We start from the raw sequence: 16,506 nt of genomic DNA, 5'->3' as shown, positions 1-16,506 counted from the left end.
ACCATGCTTTTCAGTTCGAAGAAGGGTCTGGAGAACGGCCTGGAGGATCTCTTCGGGGCTTTCCGGCTTCAGACGCAGCAGCTCGGCGAGCTCACCGAGAGGGCCGACCGGCAGGAGGCGGAGCTGCGGGCCTTGCGGGCCTACGCCGAAGGGCTCGAAACGGAGCTGAGGGACCTGCGGGCGGCGCAGGCGGATCTGGACCGCGATCTCGGCGCCGTGCGTTCCGAACTCGTCCACCAGTCGCCGGAACTGACCGACGAGGACTCCCACCGCCACGAGACCTACGTCAAGCAGATGCGCCATTTGTGCGGGAGCCGCTTCCGGGATCTGGCGCGCAGCCACGCCGACCTGTCCGGATTCGACGTCAAGGACCGGCGGTACCCCTACCACCAGGCACGACTCGTCTCCGAGCTGGTGTCGGCCTGTTTCGCCGAGCCGACGGTGAACGAGTCGGCGTTCCGCGCGCTGCTCGAGCCCGAGGCGAAGCCCTCGCGTTTCGGCGACCGGGACAGGCAGAAGGTCTTCTACACGAAGATCACCCGCCTTCTGAGGGACACCACCGCGCTGCGCGCCGAGATCGCCGGATCCGCGCATCCGGTCGAGTTCGACTTCTCGGTGCCCGACGTGATCACCGAGGACACCGTCGGGCTGTGGCACCCCTCGTCCATCGACCGCCCGGTGGTCTTCGTGGTGATCCCCGCCTACCTCGTGCGCGGCCAGGTGTTCGGCAACCCCGTCGTGTTCACCGAGGTGCCGTGATGGGCCTGCTGTCCCGGATCAAGTCGCTGGTCGCGGAGGTGCCGGTCGCCTACGGGCGGGCCACCAAGGAACTGGCGCAGTCGGTGGAGCTGACGGGCCGCCGCGTGGAGCACCGCGCCGGGCAGTCGTTCTTCGGCCGTCTGGTCGGACGGATCACCGGGCGCGACCGGAAGGCGCAGATCCAGACCGACCGGGACCTCGTCGGGCATCAGCGCGCGTTCGTGGAGCGGCTGGAGGAGATGCGGCTGCGGGGGATCGTGCTGGACGCCGACGTGGCGCGGGTCGCCGGGCATGTCCGCCGCCTGGCGTACGTGTCCGGGCACGCCGAGGAGATGGCGGCCTCCAACGCCGCCGACATCGCCGCGCTGTCGGACGTCGTCGCCTCGCTCGCCGAGCTCGTCGACGCGTGCCGCTCGCGGCTGGACGCGCACCAGCGGCTTCTCGACGTCCACTCGGCCGAGCTGGCCGAGCACGCCAGGATCCTCGCCGATCACGCGCAGGCCCTCGCCGACCACGACGAGCGGATCACGTCCGGCGAGCTGTGGCAGAGCAGTGAGGACTTCTTCGAGCAGACGGTCGGCCTCTGGCTCGACGGCCGGACCTACGCGGACCTTCCCTGGATCTGCCAGATCGTGCTTCTTTCCCAGGAGGTCTGGACGGGCGCGTGCGGCCATTTCGAACTCCGCGCCGGAGCCGCGTCGCCATCGCGGGAGAGCTGGGCGAAGTTCCGCCCGAAGCTGAGCCGGGCGATCCTTTCCGATCCGCGTTCGAAAGGCCGGTGGGACGGTCGGCGGCCGGTCCCGGCGATCTTGGACGACCTGGTCGGGGAGGTGCGGGACGCCGACCAGGCGATGATGGTCGCCGAGATCCTCGGCGTCGGGCTGGTCCCCGAATTCGCCACCGAACAGGGACCATTGTCGGCCGCGTTGTCCATGGCGCTGGACCTGTCCAGCCGGGACGGGGACGCCAGGAGACCGAAGCCGGGCGTGGAGGCGTTCTCCCGTGCCCGGGAACTGGTCTGGATGCCCGGCACGATCTCCGTCGACGGCCTCGTCCGGCGGCTGGTGGACGAACAGGCCACGGCGCAGCTCGCCGCCCGCCACGACCTGCAACGCGGCGTTTCCCCGAAGACATCGCAATGAGCGACGACGAGGGCGAGCTGGCCCGGCGCGCGAGGCGGATAGGCGACCGCGCCGCCCGGCGCGCGAAGGAACCGCTTTACGGCCAAGGCGCCCCATTGCCGGGCGGGGAACCGCTCGGCCTTCAGGATCCGGTGGCGGTCTTCCATTCCGCGGGCCGCCGCGATCCCCGGGACGAGCCGGTCGCGCTGGTGCTGGCCGGAGGTGGCGCCAAAGGCGCCTACCAGGCCGGGGTGGTGCGTTTCCTCGCGGAGGTCGGCACACCGGTGACCGCCATTTCCGGGGCCAGCATCGGCGCGCTCAACGGCGCCGTCGTGGCGGCGGCGCCGTCCCTCGGTGAGGGCGCCGACCGTCTCGTGCGCGTCTGGCGGGAGGTCGCCGAGGAGACCGGGCCGCCGCGGTTCTCCGGGCCCGAATCCGAGGTCGCCCGGGAGGCCGCGGATCTGCCGCGCCCGGACGGCGAGTTCGACGAGCCCGCCCTGCGGCAATGGCTCAACCTGCTGCCCCGGCTGGGCGGGCCGATGCTCAGCCCGGGTTTCCTGGACGGGCTCGTGGCGAAGCACGTGGACGAGCACGCGCTTCGGTCGGGCATACCGATGTGGGTGTCGATCTTCCCGTCCGTGGATCCGAACAGCCTGACCCTGGCGCCGTTCCCCTTCGGGTCCTTGATTCCCCGGGTCCGGGACAGGAGCGGTCCGATCCGGGGGAATCCGCTGCGTTTCGGATGGCTGCTCGACGTGGTCCGCGGGAAACTGCTGCGGGAGTCCTCTGAATGGCGCCGGATCAATCACCTGCGCCCCGAGGAGATCCACAACCTCGTTCTCGCCAGTGCCGGCCTTCCCATCCTCCTTCCGCCGAGGAACGTCGACGGACGCACGTTCCGGGACGGCGGGATCGGCGACAACATCCCCGTCGGCGCGTTGCTGGCGGTCACCGACTGCCCCACCGTGGTGGTGGCGCATCTGAACCCCCGCCCGCTCTTCGAACCCTCGCGGTTCCCCGAATTGCGCATCATCGAGGTCATGCCGAGCCGTCCCATCGCGCCGCACGGTCCCACCGGCCCGCTCACCGGAATGATCGACCTTTCCCCACGGCGCGTGGAGGGCCTCTACGAACTCGGTTACGAGGACGCGAAAGAACAGCTCGGCCGTTACTGGCGCATGGAGGCCGTCGACCGGGTGGCCGATTTCCTGGGCGCGTTCCGTTCGGCCGCCGTGGCGGAGCTGGACGACCCGCTCTGACCGGCCGCGCTCTGACCGGCCGTGCTCTGACCGGCCGCGCTTTGAACCGACCCGCTCTGTCCGGATCCGTTCCGCCGGGGTCCTCCGGCGGATCGGATCCGGGCGGGCGTCTCAGCGGGAGGCGGTCACCACCGGGCGGTCCTCCACCGGGGCGGGTGCGGGGATCGCCTGGTTGTGCCGGTCCACCCAGCCCGTGAGCGCGGTGCGGCAGGCGTGGTCCAGGTGCCGCACGCCGGTGAGGTCCAGCTCGACGGGCCGGTGGTGGGGCAGCCCGTCCAGCGTGTCGATGATCTGCGGCAGGCGCAGGAAGGTGGCGTTGCCGGTGAGCGTGACGCGGACGGGGCGCCGGGGCTCGTCCCCGTCGTCGTCCACCCCGTGCACCTGGATCTGGAGGTGCGAGGTGTCCCAGGCCGACTTGACCACGGCCAGCAGCAGGCCGAGCAGGACGCCCTCGAACAGGTTGAGGGAGACCACCGCCACCGCCGTGACGACCAGGATGACCGACTCGCCCCGGTGTTCCCGCCACAGGCGGCGCAGCTGCGCGAGGGGGATGAGCTTCCAGCCGGCGAACACCAGCACGCCCGCGAGGGCGGCCAGCGGGATGACCTCCAGCAGGCCGGGGAGCAGCGCGGCGAACAGCAGCAGCCAGAAGCCGTGCAGGACCCGGGACGCCTTGGTCTTCGCGCCCGCCTGGACGTTGGCGGAACTGCGCACGATCACGGCCGTCATCGGCAGCGCGCCCAGCGCGCCGCAGAGGGTGTTGCCGAAGCCCTGCGCCATCAGCTCCTTGTCGTAGTCGGTGCGCGGGCCGTCGTGCATGCGGTCCACGGCGGCGGCGCTGAACAGGCTTTCGGCGGACGAGATGAGCGCGAACGCGACGACGGTGCCGATCACGCCGACCTCGGCGAGCCGGGCCAGGTCGTCGCCACCCGGCGGCTGGATGGAGCCGAGCAGGCCCTCCACCTTCAGCCGCGCCACCGGCGCGTCCAGCAGGAGCGAGAGGCCGGTGGCGAGGGCGACGGCCGCCAGGGGGGCCGGGACGGCGCGGACCCGCCGGGGCAGGTACGGCCATCCCATCAGCAGCCCGATCGTCGTGACGCCGATGCCGAGGGCGGCCAACGCGGGGCCCGATCCGGCGCTGTCCAGGAGCAGTTCCGGGACGCCGGCGATCTTGGCGATGCCCGAGCCGGGCGCGGTCGCCCCGGCCATGGCGTACAGCTGCCCGGCGATGATGGTGAGGCCGATGCCGGCGAGCATGCCCTCGACGACCGCCACCGAGATGGCCCGGAACCAGCGGCCCATCCGCAGCATGCCGAGTGCGACCTGCGCCAGGCCCGCGGCCATGACGATCGCGCCGAGGGCGCCGAGCCCGTACTCCTGGACGGCCTCGTAGACCAGCACCGTCAGGCCCGCGGCGGGGCCGCTGACCTGGAGGCTGCTGCCGGGCAGCAGCCCCACGACGAGCCCGCCGACGATGCCGGTGATCAGCCCGAGCCCGGCGGGGACGCCTGAGGCGACCGCCACGCCCGCGCACAGCGGCAGCGCGACGAGGAAGACCACGAGCGACGCGGAGATCTCGCCCCGCAGGACCCGGGGGGAGCGCAAGGGTGTGGGGAGCATCAGATCCTCGCTACAGGGGAAGGAAGGCGTCGGTGCTCGGCCGGTGCATGAGGACCGATCCGGTGTGGACCTCGTAGTACCAGGCGTGCAGGGTGATCCGGCCGTCGGCGACGCGCCGCCGGATGCTGGGGTACCGGCGCAGCCGGTCCAGCTGGGCGAGCACGTGGCGCTGTGCCGCCGCCGCGTGGTCGCCGCGCGGCGGCGCGGCGGGCGACGCGCCGTCCTCGGCGGCCTGCGCGGGACGCCCGATGCCCGGCGTCCCGTCGGCGACTTCGGCGAGCCACCCGCGGAGCGCGGGCGCGGCGCGCAGGTCGGCGGCGCCGAGGAGGGCGCCGACGGCGCCGCAGTGCGAGTGGCCGCAGACGACGATGTCGGCGACGCCGAGCATCTCGACGGCGAACTCGATGGTCGCGACCTCCCCCGCGGGGCGGTCCAGGCGGTAGGGGGGAACGATGTTCCCGGCGGTGCGCAGCTCGAACAGCTCACCCGGGCGGGCGCCGGTGAACAGCGACGGGATCACCCGCGAGTCGGAACAGCTGATGAACAGCGCCAGCGGTGACTGGCCCGCGGCGAGGCCGCTGAAGTCCTCACCGCGCCTGGTGACGTCCTCGCGAAAGGAACGAGCATGGTCAATGAAAGTACGCATGCGGAACACACCCTCGAATAAACCGTCAGATGACCGGTAGGGGCAATGGACGGAGTCGACTGGGAAACGGATCGGGCGCACGGTGGACCCGGTCGCGGCGCCGACGGGTCAGACGCACATGGAGGAGCTCGTCTCACAAATGCGTTTCGGGCACTGATGATTTACCGGGGTCCTGCCCTCAGGGGCAGGGGTGCGCACCGAAAAGAAGAGGGGACGGTGAACGCGGCTGTCAGCAGCGGAAGACCTGCAAAAGGGCAAGGAATTGCCCGGCGGCCTGCCCGCCGATCGCGTGCAGGAAGCCGCCGGCGCGGCGGGGGACGGCGCTCGCCTCGAAGGCGCGCCGTGCGGGGGACGACAGGGCGTCGGGGGCCCTGACCAGCTGCGGGCCGAGGGCCCTGCTGGTCAGCCGGATGGTGAGATGCTCGGGAGCCTTCCGCCCGGACCGCTCTTTCGCGCAGCCGTCGTCCGAGGTGACCGCCTCGACCTTTCGTGGATTCTCCATCAGCGTCAGGGTCGGTGCCGCGGGTTGTCCGGGCCGCGCGGACTGGAGGCAGGAGCCGCATACCAGGTGCAGGCAACCGCATATGACGACGACGCAAAGGGCGACAGCACACTGTATTGACCTGCGCTGTACCACCCTCCGCGGCCTCCGTCCCGACTCGCGCGGTTACCCTGGCTGCTCGTGACGCTCGATTGCACAGACTACACGGTATCTCTGGGCGATGACGGGCCAATGATGTGATCATTAACCCTGGGCATCAGGCTCCGCGGTAACGGATGGACGGGCGAAACCATTACGTTTTCGGATTGCGTGTGCGAGAAGGAAAACATGTGAGTCATGCAGGTAAGGGATCACTGTCAGGGATCGCGGGGGACGTCCGCCCAGATCACGCATGCCGTAGACGGGACGCCGCCGAAATGGCCGTCATCCGCCGACGGGGATCGGTCACGGGGAATGGGAGGCGCCCCGGTCGCCCGTCCCGGGGAGCCATGCGCCTGCCGCGAGGGCCCGCGAGGCTATGGGAAGACGGCATGCGTCTGGCAGGCGGCCGCGCTGTACACCGGTCCCGTGGCAGACCAGGCAGCCGACAGGGCCCGGCGCCCCCGTCCGGGACGGCGGCCGGACGGCGGGGCGTGCGGCCACGGATGCGCGCTGCGCGGTTGGGGCGAGTGGTGGGGATGTGTCGGGTTTGTTGACGGGTGTCGCGTGTCACAAGATCCTTGTCGGGTGAGCGAATCCGTGGACCTGAACCGCGCGTCGCGGATCCGGGTCGCGCTGAGCGAGGCCGCGGCCGCGCTGGCCGACCGCGCGACCGGGCTGGCGCGCACCGACGCCGACGGCCTTCCGGGCGATGTCACCGACGAGGCGCGGCAGCTCGCCGCGGCGGTCGAGGACGTCGTGCGGCTGGCCGTCCTGTACGACCGGCGCCGCGGTGCGCCGTGGGCGGCGATCGGCGAGGCGCTGGGCGAGGTGTCCAAGCAGGCCGCGCAGGAGCGCTACGCCGAGGCCGGCCGGGAGGTGGACCAGGCGATCATCGAGTCCTGGCTGACCGGCGACTCCCGCGTCGCCGGCCTGCCGACCGGCGCCGAGGCGTCGCCGGAGACGCTGGCGCGGCTGGACGGCTGGGCGGCCGTGCGGCAGCAGGAGGCGATGATCGGCGGTGACCCCGACCACCAGGTCTCGGCCGGGCTCGTGCCGATGAGCACCGCCGAGCACGGCGCGATGGTCGAGGCCGCGGCGGGGCTGCTGGAGGAGGCCGCCACCGGGAGCCCGTCCCGCAGCCAGGCCCTCCAGATCGGCTACGCGCGCCGCGTGGTGGAGTGGTACGAGCGGCTCGTCGCCGACGAGACCGCCACGCCCGGCGTCACCGGAAAGTCCGTGGACGACCTGCGCGAACGCCTCGCCGAGGCCCGGACCCGCCTCACCGAGGCCAAGACCGGCGTGCCCCGTCCCGGACGCCCCCTCACCTGACCCGGCCCCCCTCCCGCGTCGCCCGGATCCCTGGCGGCGCGGTCCATTCGCCCGCTCCATCCGACCCTGACCTGGCGTCTTTGCAAAAGGATTACGTTCCGCACACGATGGTGTGGAATTGTCCACTCGCGCGGCGGGTGGCCGTCAGGGGACGGGGTGGTCCGCGTGGTCGAGACCGTGGTGGTCGTCGGAGCCGGGGTCTACGGGGCGGCGGTGGGCGACGCGCTGACGCGGCGGGGCGCCCGGGTGGTCGTCGTGGACGCGGGCGCGCCCGCGGGCGGCACCTCCGGCGCGACGTTCTCCTGGACGAACTCCTGCGGGAAGGAGCCGCGGGCCTACCACGATCTCAACGTCGCGAGCATGGAGGCGCACCGGAGGCTGGCGGCCGCGCGTCCCCGCGGCGACTGGTACCACGAGGGCGGGAACCTGGAGTGGGCCGGTGACGACGCGGGCCGCGAGAAGCTGCGGGCGAAGGTCGCCGGTGTCCTGGACTACGGGTACGAGGCGCGCTGGCTGAGCCGCGCGGAGGCACGGGACCTCGAACCGGACATCGACCCCGCGGCGCTGCCGGACGAGATCGCGTTCTTCCCGCGCGAGGGCTGGATCGAGCCGGCGCGCCTGGTCGGCCATCTGCTGTCGAGCGCGGTCGCCGGGGGCGCCGAGCTGGTACGGAACGTCGCCGTCACCGATGTGGAGGTGTCCGACGGCAGGGTGCGCGCCGTCCGGCTCGCGTCGGGGCGGCGGCTGTCGGCGGACGCGGTCGTCAACTGCGCGGGACCGCGGGCCGCCGCGATCGCCGAGCTCGCCGGCCTGAGCCTGCCGATGCGCAACACCCGCGGCGTGCTCGTCTACACCTCGCCCGTCGCGGTGTCGGTGACCTGCGTCGTCCACGCGCCGCATGTGCACCTGCGGCCCGGCGGCGCCAAGCGCCTGCTGCTGCACACCGCGGAGATCGACGGCGCTGTGCGGGTGTCCGGCGGCGAGATCGCCGTCGAGCCGTCGGCGGTGGACGGCCTGCTGGAGGCGGGCCGCGCGCTCTATCCGGGGATCCGGGCCGCCACCGTGGAGAGCGTCCGCGTGGGGGAGCGGCCCATTCCCGGCGACGGGCTGCCGGTATTGGGACGGGCGCCCGAACTGCCCAACTTCTATTTCGCCGTCTCCCACAGCGGCGCGACCCTGTGCCTGCACGCCGGAGATCTGGTGGCGGGCGAAGCGCTGGGCGAAGACCATGACGATGTCCTGGCACCTTTCCGCTTCGAGCGATTCTGACCGTCGCCCGAGCCGTCGGCGTTACGGGTGCGTTGACGGCCCGATCCACGTCGGATAATGCCCGGTCGGCACCCCATCGCCGGTTATTTGATCATATGGGAGTGTGGCATTTCGGTGGCATTCTTGTCGCATCTCTCTCGGGCCCCGGCCTGCGCTGTCACGCTGGAATCGTCCAGCCAGGACCGCGCCCTATCCGTGAGGTCGATTCTCATGACCGGTCTTTCCGGAACGCCCGTCAGTTCCCGTCCACACCTGGCCCGGGCGCGCCGCGCCGCCGGGCACACCCAGCACTCCCTCGCCGTGTTCCTGGGCGTCGAGCGCTCCACCATCTCCCGCTGGGAGGCGGGGTACACCGAGCCCCAGCCCCACCTGCGGCCCGTGTTGGCCGAGGTCTGCAAGATGAGCCTGGACGAGCTCGCCGCCCTGCTGGACCCGTCCGCCTCCGCGCGTCCGCCCAAGGCCCTCAACCCCCTCAACGTGCGCGTCGGCGCCCGGATCAGGCAGGAGCGGGAGGCCCGGGGGTGGAGCAAGCGCGAGATGGCCAGGCGCCTGTTCGCGGCCGCCAATATCGTGAACGGCGACATCACCTCCATGGCCCGGCAGATCCGCCATTGGGAAAAAGGTGCGAATTATCCTCGCGACTGGGCCTCCACCATCGCGCTCATCTTCGAGCTGGACGAAGCGGACCTGTTTGGTAGCATGAGTGCCGACCCTCTCGGTGAAGAGGAGGCGGCAGAAGTTGTGAAACGTCGCAGGTTGCTGGAGAGCCTGGTAGCACTGGGCGCAGTAACGGCCGCACAAAGAGATGCTCTTTCGGTCGTCCGAAATGCATTCGACGCATCACTCGCCCAACACGGCCACGGAAATGCCGTCGACGACTGGCGAGAAGTCGCTGACGAGCACGGTCGCTCCTATCTGTTCACGCCGCGCCAAGCCCTCATGCCGGAACTCGCCGGTGACATCGTCGCCCTGATGGACGTCATCGATCGGGAGACCGACACCGTCCGTCTCGGGGGGCTCTATGGCGTCGGCGCGACCCTGGCGTCGCTCATGGCGATGACGACGAGCGCTCTGGAACTTTTGGGCGAGTCCCGCCACTGGTGGCGCTCGGCGCGGCGCTATGCCGACGTGTCTGACGACCGCGATGTCCGTGTGTGGGTGCAAGGGCACGAATCCATGAGTTCCCTCTACCAGGGGCGGCCCTACCGGATGGTGCTCGATCAGGCTGAGAGCGCGATCCGCCTGTCCAATGGGCGTGCCACGCCGGGTTTGCTGGAGGCGATGGGCGCCAAGGCCCAGACCCTCGCCCAGATCGGGGCCGTCGACGAGGCGAAGACGACGCTCAGGCAGGCGTGGACCGCCTTTGAGAAGCTGCCGAGCAGCGCCACCGCGGACAGCGGCTCGATCCTGAACTGCCCGGAGAACCGGCTCTTGCACGCCGAGAGTTTCGTCTACTCGGCCTTCGGGCCTGCCAAGGAGGCGTCACGCGCCCACGCCGCCGCCCTCGCGGCATACTCGCCGGACAGGGCTCCAGCGCTGGCCCAGGTCTCACTCCACGCGGCGACAACGATGGTGCGTCAAGGAGACATCGGTGACGGCATCGCTCACGCTGAACGCACCTTCACCGGCCTTCCCGTCGCCCATCGCCATCGCGGGATCCGGGTGATCGCCAAGAGGGTGCTGGACGCCGTGCCCGAGGCGGAGGCCGGGCGGCCCGTCGTCGCCGAGTACCGCGAACGCCTCGCCCAGCCGATCGCCGTATAGGGCGGCCGGGCGGCGGCGTTCACGGCCTGATTCACGTCGGATAATGCCCGGTCGGCACCCCATCGCCGGTTATTTGATCATAAGGGAGTGTGGCATTTCGGTGGCATTCTTGTCGCATCTCTCTCGGCCCGGCATGCGCTGTCATGCTGGAATCGTCCAGCCAGGACCGCGCCCTATCCGTGAGGTCGATTCTCATGCCCGGTCTTTCCGGAACGCCCGTCAGTTCCCGCATTTTCGAGCTGGACGAAGCGGACCTGTTTGGTAGCATGAGTGCCGACCCTCTCGGTGAAGAGGAGGCGGCAGCAGTCGTGGAACGCCGCAGGGTGTTGGAGAGCCTGGTAGCGCTGGGCGCAGTAACGGCCGCTCAAGGCGATGCTCTTTCGGTCGTCCGAAATGAATTCGACGCATCACTCGCCCAACGCGGTCACGAGCACGCCGCCGAGGACTGGCAGGAAGTCGCCTGGGAATACGGGCACTCTTATCTGGTCAGCCCGCCGCAGGCGCTCATGTCCGAGATCGCCGCCGACGTTCTCGCTCTGACAGCGGTCATCGACCGGACTGACGACGTCGAGAAACTCGCCAAGTTCTATGGTGTCGGCGCGACCCTGGCCTCCATCATGGCCATGACGGCGACTCAGGTGGGCATGCTGCGCGAATCCCGCGACTGGTGGCATTCCGCACGCCACTACGCCGACGTCTCGGACGATCGCAATCTTCGGGTCTGGGTCCAGGGCCATGAGGCTATGGACACCCTCTATCAGGGGAGACCCTTCCGACTGGTGCTCGATCGGGCCGAGGCCGCCATTCGCCTGTCCGACGGCAACACGACAACCGGCACGTTGAAGGCCATGGCCTGCAAGGCCCAAGTGCTTTCCGTGATCGGTGCCACCGACGATGCGCGAGCCGCGGTCGGGCGGCTTCGACGTACCTTCGAGACGCTCCCGGACGCCGTCATCGCGGACGGAGGTTCGCTTCAGACATGGCCGGAGCACCGGCTCTTGCACACCGAGAGCTTCGTCTACTCGGCGATAGGTCCGGTCAAGGAGGCGGCACAGGCCCACGCAGCCGCTTCCGCCGCGTACGAGCCCACCAGAATCAGGGCGCGCGCTCAGGTCGCACTGCACGAGGCGGTGACGCTGGTACGTGGAGGAGATATCGATGACGGTATCGGCCACGCCGAGCGCACTCTGGCGAACATTCCCTCTGACCACAGCTGTCGATACGTGAGAGTGATCGCCAAGAGGGTGCTGGACGCCGTGCCCGAGGCGGAGGCCGGGCGGCCCGTCGTCGCCGAGTACCGCGAACGCCTCGCCCAGCCGATCGCCGTATAGGGCGGCCGGGCGGCCGGTCGCCGGGTGTCTCTTTCCGGTTCTTGAGGCGTGGCCGGGGCCGGTGTGGGAGACAGAGGGTGTGGACGTCTCGGGGCTGATGTGGGAGCGGCTGGTCTCGGCGGGGAGCGAGCGGCGGTTCGGCGCGGGAGAGGTCGTGCTCCGGCAGGGCGATCCGCCGACGCATGTCCTGGTGCTGGTGTCGGGACGGGTCAAGGTATCGCTCACGCTGCCGAAGGGCGAGGTGCTGCTCGTCGCCGTCCGGGGGCCGGGCGAGCTGCTGGGCGAGATGGCGGTGCTCGGCGGGGACGACCGGTCGGCGACGGTCGTGGCCGTGGACGCGTGCGTCACGCGCGTCGTGACCGCCGAGCGGTTCCGGTTCCTGACGCAGTCGGCCGGGGTGCGGGACGAGCTGCTCCGGCGGGCCATGCGGCGCATCCGGGAAGGGGAGACGTGGCGGGCGGAGACCGCCGCGCTCCCCGCCGGGCCGAGGGTCGCGCGGGCGCTGGTGCGGCTGGCGGCGGTGGCCGAGGGTGAGCCGGTGGACGTGGGGCTCGGGCAGACGGAGATCGGGCAGGCGGTGGGGCTGTCGCGGAGCGTGGTCGCCGCCGAGCTGGCGCGGCTGCGGGAGCGGGGGCTGGTCATGACCGAGCGGCGCCGGATCGTCATCGTGGACCTGCCCGGGCTGCGGGCGCTGGCCGAATCGGGTCACGGGTCTGTCTGATTTCAGACACAGGCGGCCGCCCGGCTTCTCCAGGGTTGGGGGAATCTGCCGAACCCCTGGAGAGAGCATCCATGGAAGCCTTCCGCGCCCTTCTCGTCGTCGACGCCGAGAGGTTCAGCGCACACAGCGACGTGCAGCTGCCCCGTCTGCACCTGGAGATCCGGCGCGTGCTGGCGGCGGCGTTCGAGGACAGCGGGCTCGGCGACACGTGGAAGGGCCTCCGGTTCGTGCAGAGCACCGGCGACGGCGTCCTCGCGGTGCTGCCGCACGAGGTGGCGCCCCGGCTGGCGGACCCCTTTCCCCGGCGGTTGCAGGACGAGCTCGCCGCGTCCGCGCCGGGGCTGCGGGCGCGGGGGATGCGGTTGCGGCTCCGGGTGGCGATGCACGTCGGGCTCGTGGACGACGAGCGCCCGGACGCGCCGGGCATCTCCGCCGCGACCGTCGACGTCAACCGGCTCGTCGATGGGCCGCCGCTGCGGGACGCGCTGCGCGACAGCGACCCGGAGGTCACCTACGCCGCGTTCCTGTTCTCGGCGGAGATGTTCAGCGTCTACGTCGCAGGCGGGCGTACCGGGCTGCGCGAGAGCCAGTTCACCGAGGTGGCCATCGCGGTGAAGCAGTTCGCCCGGCACGCCCACCTGTACGTGCCGAAGCCGTCGCGGGCGCCCGATATCGCCGAGCCCGCCGAGCACGAAGCGGGGGACGCGGAGGCTCCGCGCGCGTCCGTCCCGCCCGGGGAGAGGCCGTCCATCGGCGGGATCACCATCGGCGGGGACGGCCAGAACGCGATCGGCAACATCGTCGGCGGCGATCTGCGGCAGGAGCGCCGATGACGGAGTTCGACGATGTGACCGTCACCGGGGACGGGCAGAGCGCGATCGGGAACACGGTCTCGGGCGACCTCATCCAGACGCAGCTCCAGTTCGTCCGGGGCCGTCCGTCGATGGTGCTGTCGGAGGGGGAGATCGCCGACCGGGTCGCCGGGTACGTGCCCGCGCTCAACCACGAGGAGATCGTCGGCGCGCTCGACCGCCACCACGCGGTCGCGCTCGCCGGGGCGTCCGGGACGGGCGTCACGACGACGGCCGTCGCGGCGCTGCGGTGGCTGCGCCCCGACCTGCCGATCCGGCTGTTCTCCACCGACGAGGACGACGTGGAGGAGATCGCCGCCGCGCGGGCGTGCGGGTACCTCGTCCGCGCGGGTGATGAGGACCCGTCGCGGCTGCGGTCGTGCCTGGAGGCGGTGCACGCCTCGGGCGGGTTCCTGCTCGTCGTGGGGACGCAGGCGGAGCAGCGGCCGTTCTCGGAGTTCCTGCGCGTCCTGCCGGTGCATCCGCCGCCGCCGGACGCCGTCTACCGGGCGCGGCTCGCGCGGCGCGGCGTCGGGCGCGGCTGGCCGGACTGGCCGCGCGCCGCCGAGCTGCTGAAGGACGCGACGCCCGGCGACGCGCGCCGCCTCGCCGACCTCGTCGCGGCGGGCGGCGACGAGCGCGAGGTGGAGCTGGCGTACCGGGGCTGGGACGAGCATCTGCGCGGCTGGTTCGTGTCCAACGGCGACCTGCGCGACCAGACCCTGATGATCGCCGCCGCGACGATCGCCCCGGCGGACGAGACGAGCGTGTACGGGGCGGCGATGTCCCTGGCGCGCCAGCTCAAGATCAAGGTGGAGGGCGGCGGGCTCTCCTGGTGCCCGTCCACCGGGCTGAGCGAGCTGCTCGGCGCGGACCGGGTCGACGACCTGGTCGTGTTCCGGCGGCAGGGGTACGCCGACTCCGTCCTCCAGCACGTCTGGGACGACTACCCGCTCGCGCGCATGGACCTGCTGTCGTGGCTGTCGGAGCTGCCCACCGACGAGGTCGTGGAGCTGCGGGACGGGCTCCGGCAGAAGCTCGTCGCGGTGTTCGCCGACCTCGCGGCCGAGCACGACGCGGTGGGGAAGATTTTGCGGAAGGCGGCGGAGTGGGCGTCGGTGCACCACTCCGCGGACCTGGCGTACGTCGCGCTGGCCAGGACGTGCCTGCACCAGCGGGTCGGCGGGCGCGTCCGGCGGCAGCTCTACGGGTGGTCCACCGAGCGGCGGACGGCGCAGACGCTGAAGCTGACGGTGGTGCGCGTCTGCCAGGTGCTCGGGGAGACGCACGCGTCGATCGCGCTGACGCGGCTCAAGCACCTCGGCACCTACGGGGACGAGCAGGTCCAGGACGAGGTGTACGAGGTGGTGCGGGCGCTCGCCGAGCTCCACCCCGGGAGGGTGTTCCAGGCCGCGCTCACCTGGTGCCGGACCGCCGCGCACCTGTCCTCCCAGAAGGACATGTTCCACCGGGCGCGCGTGGGGCTGCGGGTCGCGCTGGCCGAGCACGACCGTCCGCTGGCCGCTCCGCCGGGGGAGTCTGTGGCCCCCGGCCCGGCCGTCCCGGACGGCACGCGGCTGCGGAGCGTGCTGGAGGTGATCGAGCTGCTCGCGGGATGCGGCCCGCACATGCGCCCGCTGCTGCTGGACGCGGCGCGGCGGCTGGCCGCGGGCGGGTACCGGGCCTACGTGCTGCGCGCGGCGCTGGCGTGGGCGGGACGCCCGAACCCGCACACGGCGGCGGTGGGGACGGAAATCTTCCTCATGCTGACCGTCGAGGTTACGGGGGAGGGGTTCCCGGCGATCCTCGTGGGTCGGGACGCCGTCGACCCGATGGAGTGCGCGGCGGCGTGGGCCGTGGCGGTGGGCGCGGAGGCGGAGTCGCCCGGCGCGCACCCCGCGTTCGAGCCGGCGTTCCGGCTGTGGCTGGACGCGGCGGCCGCGCATCCGCGGATGCGCAAGCGGATCGTCGCGATGATCGAGCGGACGCCCGGGGAGGCCGCGCAGGCGGCGGTCGCGCCGCAGGTCGCCGACCTGCGGCGCCGGATGGTCGTCCTGGACGCCGTCCGGCGGTGGGCGGACGAGGGGCCGCGGCGCCGCGGGGTCAAGGAGGTCAGGCAGGAGGTGTTCGTCCGGCTGCTGTACCCGGAGTGGAAGCGGCTGCTGCTGATGGCCTGGGTGCGGATCCGGTCGATGCTCGGCCAGTGAGCGGCCGCCCCGCGCGGGCGGGCCGGGCGCCGGGCGGGCGCCGGGCGGGCGCGGGGCGGTTTCGGGGGTCGCTTGCCGGGACGTCCCGCGCGGTGGTGGGGTGGGGACATGCACACCAAGATCGCCATCGTGACCGGCGGGACGTCCGGGATCGGGAAGGAGATCGCCCGGGGCCTGGCCCGGCGGGGGTTCCACGTGGCCATCGTGTGCCGCAACGAGCTGCGCGGCAGGGCGACGGTGGACGAGCTGGCGCGCGACGTCCCGGGCGCGCGGGTCGAGACGTTCCTCGGCGACCTGTCGGTGCAGATGGACGTGCGGAGGGTCGCCGCGTCGCTGGTGGAGCGGTTCGACCGGCTGGACGTGCTGGTCAACAACGCGGGCGTGCACCTGCTGCGGGCCAAGACCAGCGCCGACGGCCACGACCGCATGATCGCGACGAACCACCTGGGGCCGTTCCTGCTCACCAACCTGCTGCTCGGGCCGCTGGAGAAGGGCGCGCCGTCGCGGGTGGTGGTCGTGGCGTCCGAGGCGCACCGGCAGGCCGGGCGGCTGGACGTGGAGCGGATGGCCGAGCCGGGGACGTACCGGGCGGCGGGCGCGATGCGCGTGTACGGGCGGTCGAAGCTGCTGAACATCCTGTTCGCGCGGGAGCTGGCGCGGCGGATGGAGGGCAGCGGGGTCACCGCGAACGCGGTGTGCCCCGGCGCCGTCGCGACCGGGCTCGCGCGGGAGGTGCGGGGCACCGAGAGGCTGGGCACGCTGCTGGCGCGCACGCCCGTCCTGCGCACGCCCGCGCAGGGCGCGCGGATGGCGCTGCGGCTGGCGGCGGACCCGGAGTTCGAGACGTGCAGCGGCGGCTTCTACAGCTCCACGCCGGGCGCCGGGCTGCTGCCGATGGCCGGGGCGCTGAAGGATCCGGGGCTCGGACGGGACGTCTGGGAGCGTTCGGCGCGCCTGGTGGGGCTGCCGTCCCGATAGCGTGGGGT

General features: G+C 71.9%; 14 protein-coding genes. 11 read left to right on the top strand and 3 right to left on the bottom strand.

Annotation, left to right across the window (positions count from 1 at the left end; translation table 11 throughout):
- Positions 1-3: 3 nt before the first annotated feature.
- Genes AGRA3207_RS14415 through AGRA3207_RS14405 form a run of 3 tightly spaced genes read left to right on the top strand, consistent with a single transcriptional unit; the run spans position 4 to position 3,139 of the window.
- Positions 4-759, top strand: a complete 756-nt coding sequence (locus tag AGRA3207_RS14415; RefSeq protein WP_231335136.1) for a hypothetical protein — start codon at positions 4-6, stop codon at positions 757-759.
- On the top strand, positions 759-1,901 hold the full coding sequence (locus tag AGRA3207_RS14410) for a hypothetical protein (RefSeq protein ID WP_231335135.1): 1,143 nt from the start codon (positions 759-761) through the stop codon (positions 1,899-1,901). The genes AGRA3207_RS14415 and AGRA3207_RS14410 overlap by 1 nt, the downstream gene beginning before the upstream one ends.
- Positions 1,898-3,139 (top strand): patatin-like phospholipase family protein, encoded by a 1,242-nt coding sequence (locus AGRA3207_RS14405; protein WP_231335134.1) that lies wholly within the window; start codon positions 1,898-1,900, stop codon positions 3,137-3,139. Before AGRA3207_RS14410 ends, AGRA3207_RS14405 begins: the two co-directional genes overlap by 4 nt.
- Before the next feature lie 111 nt (positions 3,140-3,250).
- Here the strand turns inward: AGRA3207_RS14405 and AGRA3207_RS14400 are convergent, their stop codons facing one another.
- From AGRA3207_RS14400 to AGRA3207_RS14390, 3 genes are all read right to left on the bottom strand, one after another.
- Positions 3,251-4,759, bottom strand: coding sequence for a SulP family inorganic anion transporter (locus AGRA3207_RS14400; protein WP_273700044.1), 1,509 nt, complete (start codon positions 4,757-4,759; stop codon positions 3,251-3,253).
- Positions 4,760-4,769: 10 nt separating this feature from the next.
- Entirely contained in the window at positions 4,770-5,405 is a 636-nt protein-coding gene (locus tag AGRA3207_RS14395) for a carbonic anhydrase (RefSeq protein ID WP_231335133.1), read from the bottom strand.
- Positions 5,406-5,634: 229 nt separating this feature from the next.
- The gene (locus AGRA3207_RS14390) at positions 5,635-5,907 is read right to left on the bottom strand and encodes a hypothetical protein (protein WP_231335132.1); all 273 of its coding nucleotides are present in this window, start codon (positions 5,905-5,907) and stop codon (positions 5,635-5,637) included.
- Between the two features lie 726 nt (positions 5,908-6,633).
- On the opposite strand from AGRA3207_RS14390, the gene AGRA3207_RS14385 reads away from it, so the two are divergent.
- From AGRA3207_RS14385 to AGRA3207_RS14350, 8 genes are all read left to right on the top strand, one after another.
- The gene (locus AGRA3207_RS14385) at positions 6,634-7,377 is read left to right on the top strand and encodes a hypothetical protein (RefSeq protein ID WP_231335131.1); all 744 of its coding nucleotides are present in this window, start codon (positions 6,634-6,636) and stop codon (positions 7,375-7,377) included.
- Positions 7,378-7,542: 165 nt separating this feature from the next.
- Positions 7,543-8,646 (top strand): NAD(P)/FAD-dependent oxidoreductase, encoded by a 1,104-nt coding sequence (locus tag AGRA3207_RS14380; RefSeq protein WP_231335130.1) that lies wholly within the window; start codon positions 7,543-7,545, stop codon positions 8,644-8,646.
- Positions 8,647-8,856: 210 nt separating this feature from the next.
- The gene (locus tag AGRA3207_RS14375; RefSeq protein ID WP_231335129.1) at positions 8,857-10,410 is read left to right on the top strand and encodes a helix-turn-helix transcriptional regulator; all 1,554 of its coding nucleotides are present in this window, start codon (positions 8,857-8,859) and stop codon (positions 10,408-10,410) included.
- A gap of 194 nt (positions 10,411-10,604) precedes the next feature.
- Entirely contained in the window at positions 10,605-11,741 is a 1,137-nt protein-coding gene (locus AGRA3207_RS14370) for a hypothetical protein (RefSeq protein WP_231335128.1), read from the top strand.
- A gap of 79 nt (positions 11,742-11,820) precedes the next feature.
- Positions 11,821-12,462: a Crp/Fnr family transcriptional regulator gene (locus AGRA3207_RS14365; RefSeq protein WP_231335127.1), complete on the top strand. Its 642-nt coding sequence runs from the start codon at positions 11,821-11,823 to the stop codon at positions 12,460-12,462.
- Positions 12,463-12,533: 71 nt separating this feature from the next.
- Complete coding sequence (locus AGRA3207_RS14360; protein WP_231335126.1) at positions 12,534-13,295, top strand: hypothetical protein; 762 nt, start codon at positions 12,534-12,536, stop codon at positions 13,293-13,295.
- Complete coding sequence (locus tag AGRA3207_RS14355) at positions 13,292-15,520, top strand: hypothetical protein (RefSeq protein ID WP_231335125.1); 2,229 nt, start codon at positions 13,292-13,294, stop codon at positions 15,518-15,520. The genes AGRA3207_RS14360 and AGRA3207_RS14355 overlap by 4 nt, the downstream gene beginning before the upstream one ends.
- 108 nt (positions 15,521-15,628) lie before the next feature.
- Positions 15,629-16,498, top strand: coding sequence for an SDR family NAD(P)-dependent oxidoreductase (locus AGRA3207_RS14350; RefSeq protein ID WP_231335124.1), 870 nt, complete (start codon positions 15,629-15,631; stop codon positions 16,496-16,498).
- Positions 16,499-16,506 lie beyond the last annotated feature (8 nt).

The organism is Actinomadura graeca (assembly GCF_019175365.1).
Lineage (GTDB): Bacteria > Actinomycetota > Actinomycetes > Streptosporangiales > Streptosporangiaceae > Spirillospora > Spirillospora graeca.
The sequence above is the reverse complement of the archived record's forward strand: the minus strand, read 5'-3'. Positions and strand labels throughout refer to the sequence as shown.

Coding starts and splice junctions, on each gene's coding strand:
- AGRA3207_RS14410 (WP_231335135.1), top strand. CDS start 759: ATGGGCCTGCTGTCCCGGATCAAGTCGCTGGTCGCGGAGGTGCCGGTC.
- AGRA3207_RS14370 (WP_231335128.1), top strand. CDS start 10,605: ATGCCCGGTCTTTCCGGAACGCCCGTCAGTTCCCGCATTTTCGAGCTG.
- AGRA3207_RS14405 (WP_231335134.1), top strand. CDS start 1,898: ATGAGCGACGACGAGGGCGAGCTGGCCCGGCGCGCGAGGCGGATAGGC.
- AGRA3207_RS14395 (WP_231335133.1), bottom strand. CDS start 5,405: ATGCGTACTTTCATTGACCATGCTCGTTCCTTTCGCGAGGACGTCACC.
- AGRA3207_RS14350 (WP_231335124.1), top strand. CDS start 15,629: ATGCACACCAAGATCGCCATCGTGACCGGCGGGACGTCCGGGATCGGG.
- AGRA3207_RS14400 (WP_273700044.1), bottom strand. CDS start 4,759: ATGCTCCCCACACCCTTGCGCTCCCCCCGGGTCCTGCGGGGCGAGATC.
- AGRA3207_RS14375 (WP_231335129.1), top strand. CDS start 8,857: ATGACCGGTCTTTCCGGAACGCCCGTCAGTTCCCGTCCACACCTGGCC.
- AGRA3207_RS14390 (WP_231335132.1), bottom strand. CDS start 5,907: ATGGAGAATCCACGAAAGGTCGAGGCGGTCACCTCGGACGACGGCTGC.
- AGRA3207_RS14360 (WP_231335126.1), top strand. CDS start 12,534: ATGGAAGCCTTCCGCGCCCTTCTCGTCGTCGACGCCGAGAGGTTCAGC.
- AGRA3207_RS14355 (WP_231335125.1), top strand. CDS start 13,292: ATGACGGAGTTCGACGATGTGACCGTCACCGGGGACGGGCAGAGCGCG.
- AGRA3207_RS14415 (WP_231335136.1), top strand. CDS start 4: ATGCTTTTCAGTTCGAAGAAGGGTCTGGAGAACGGCCTGGAGGATCTC.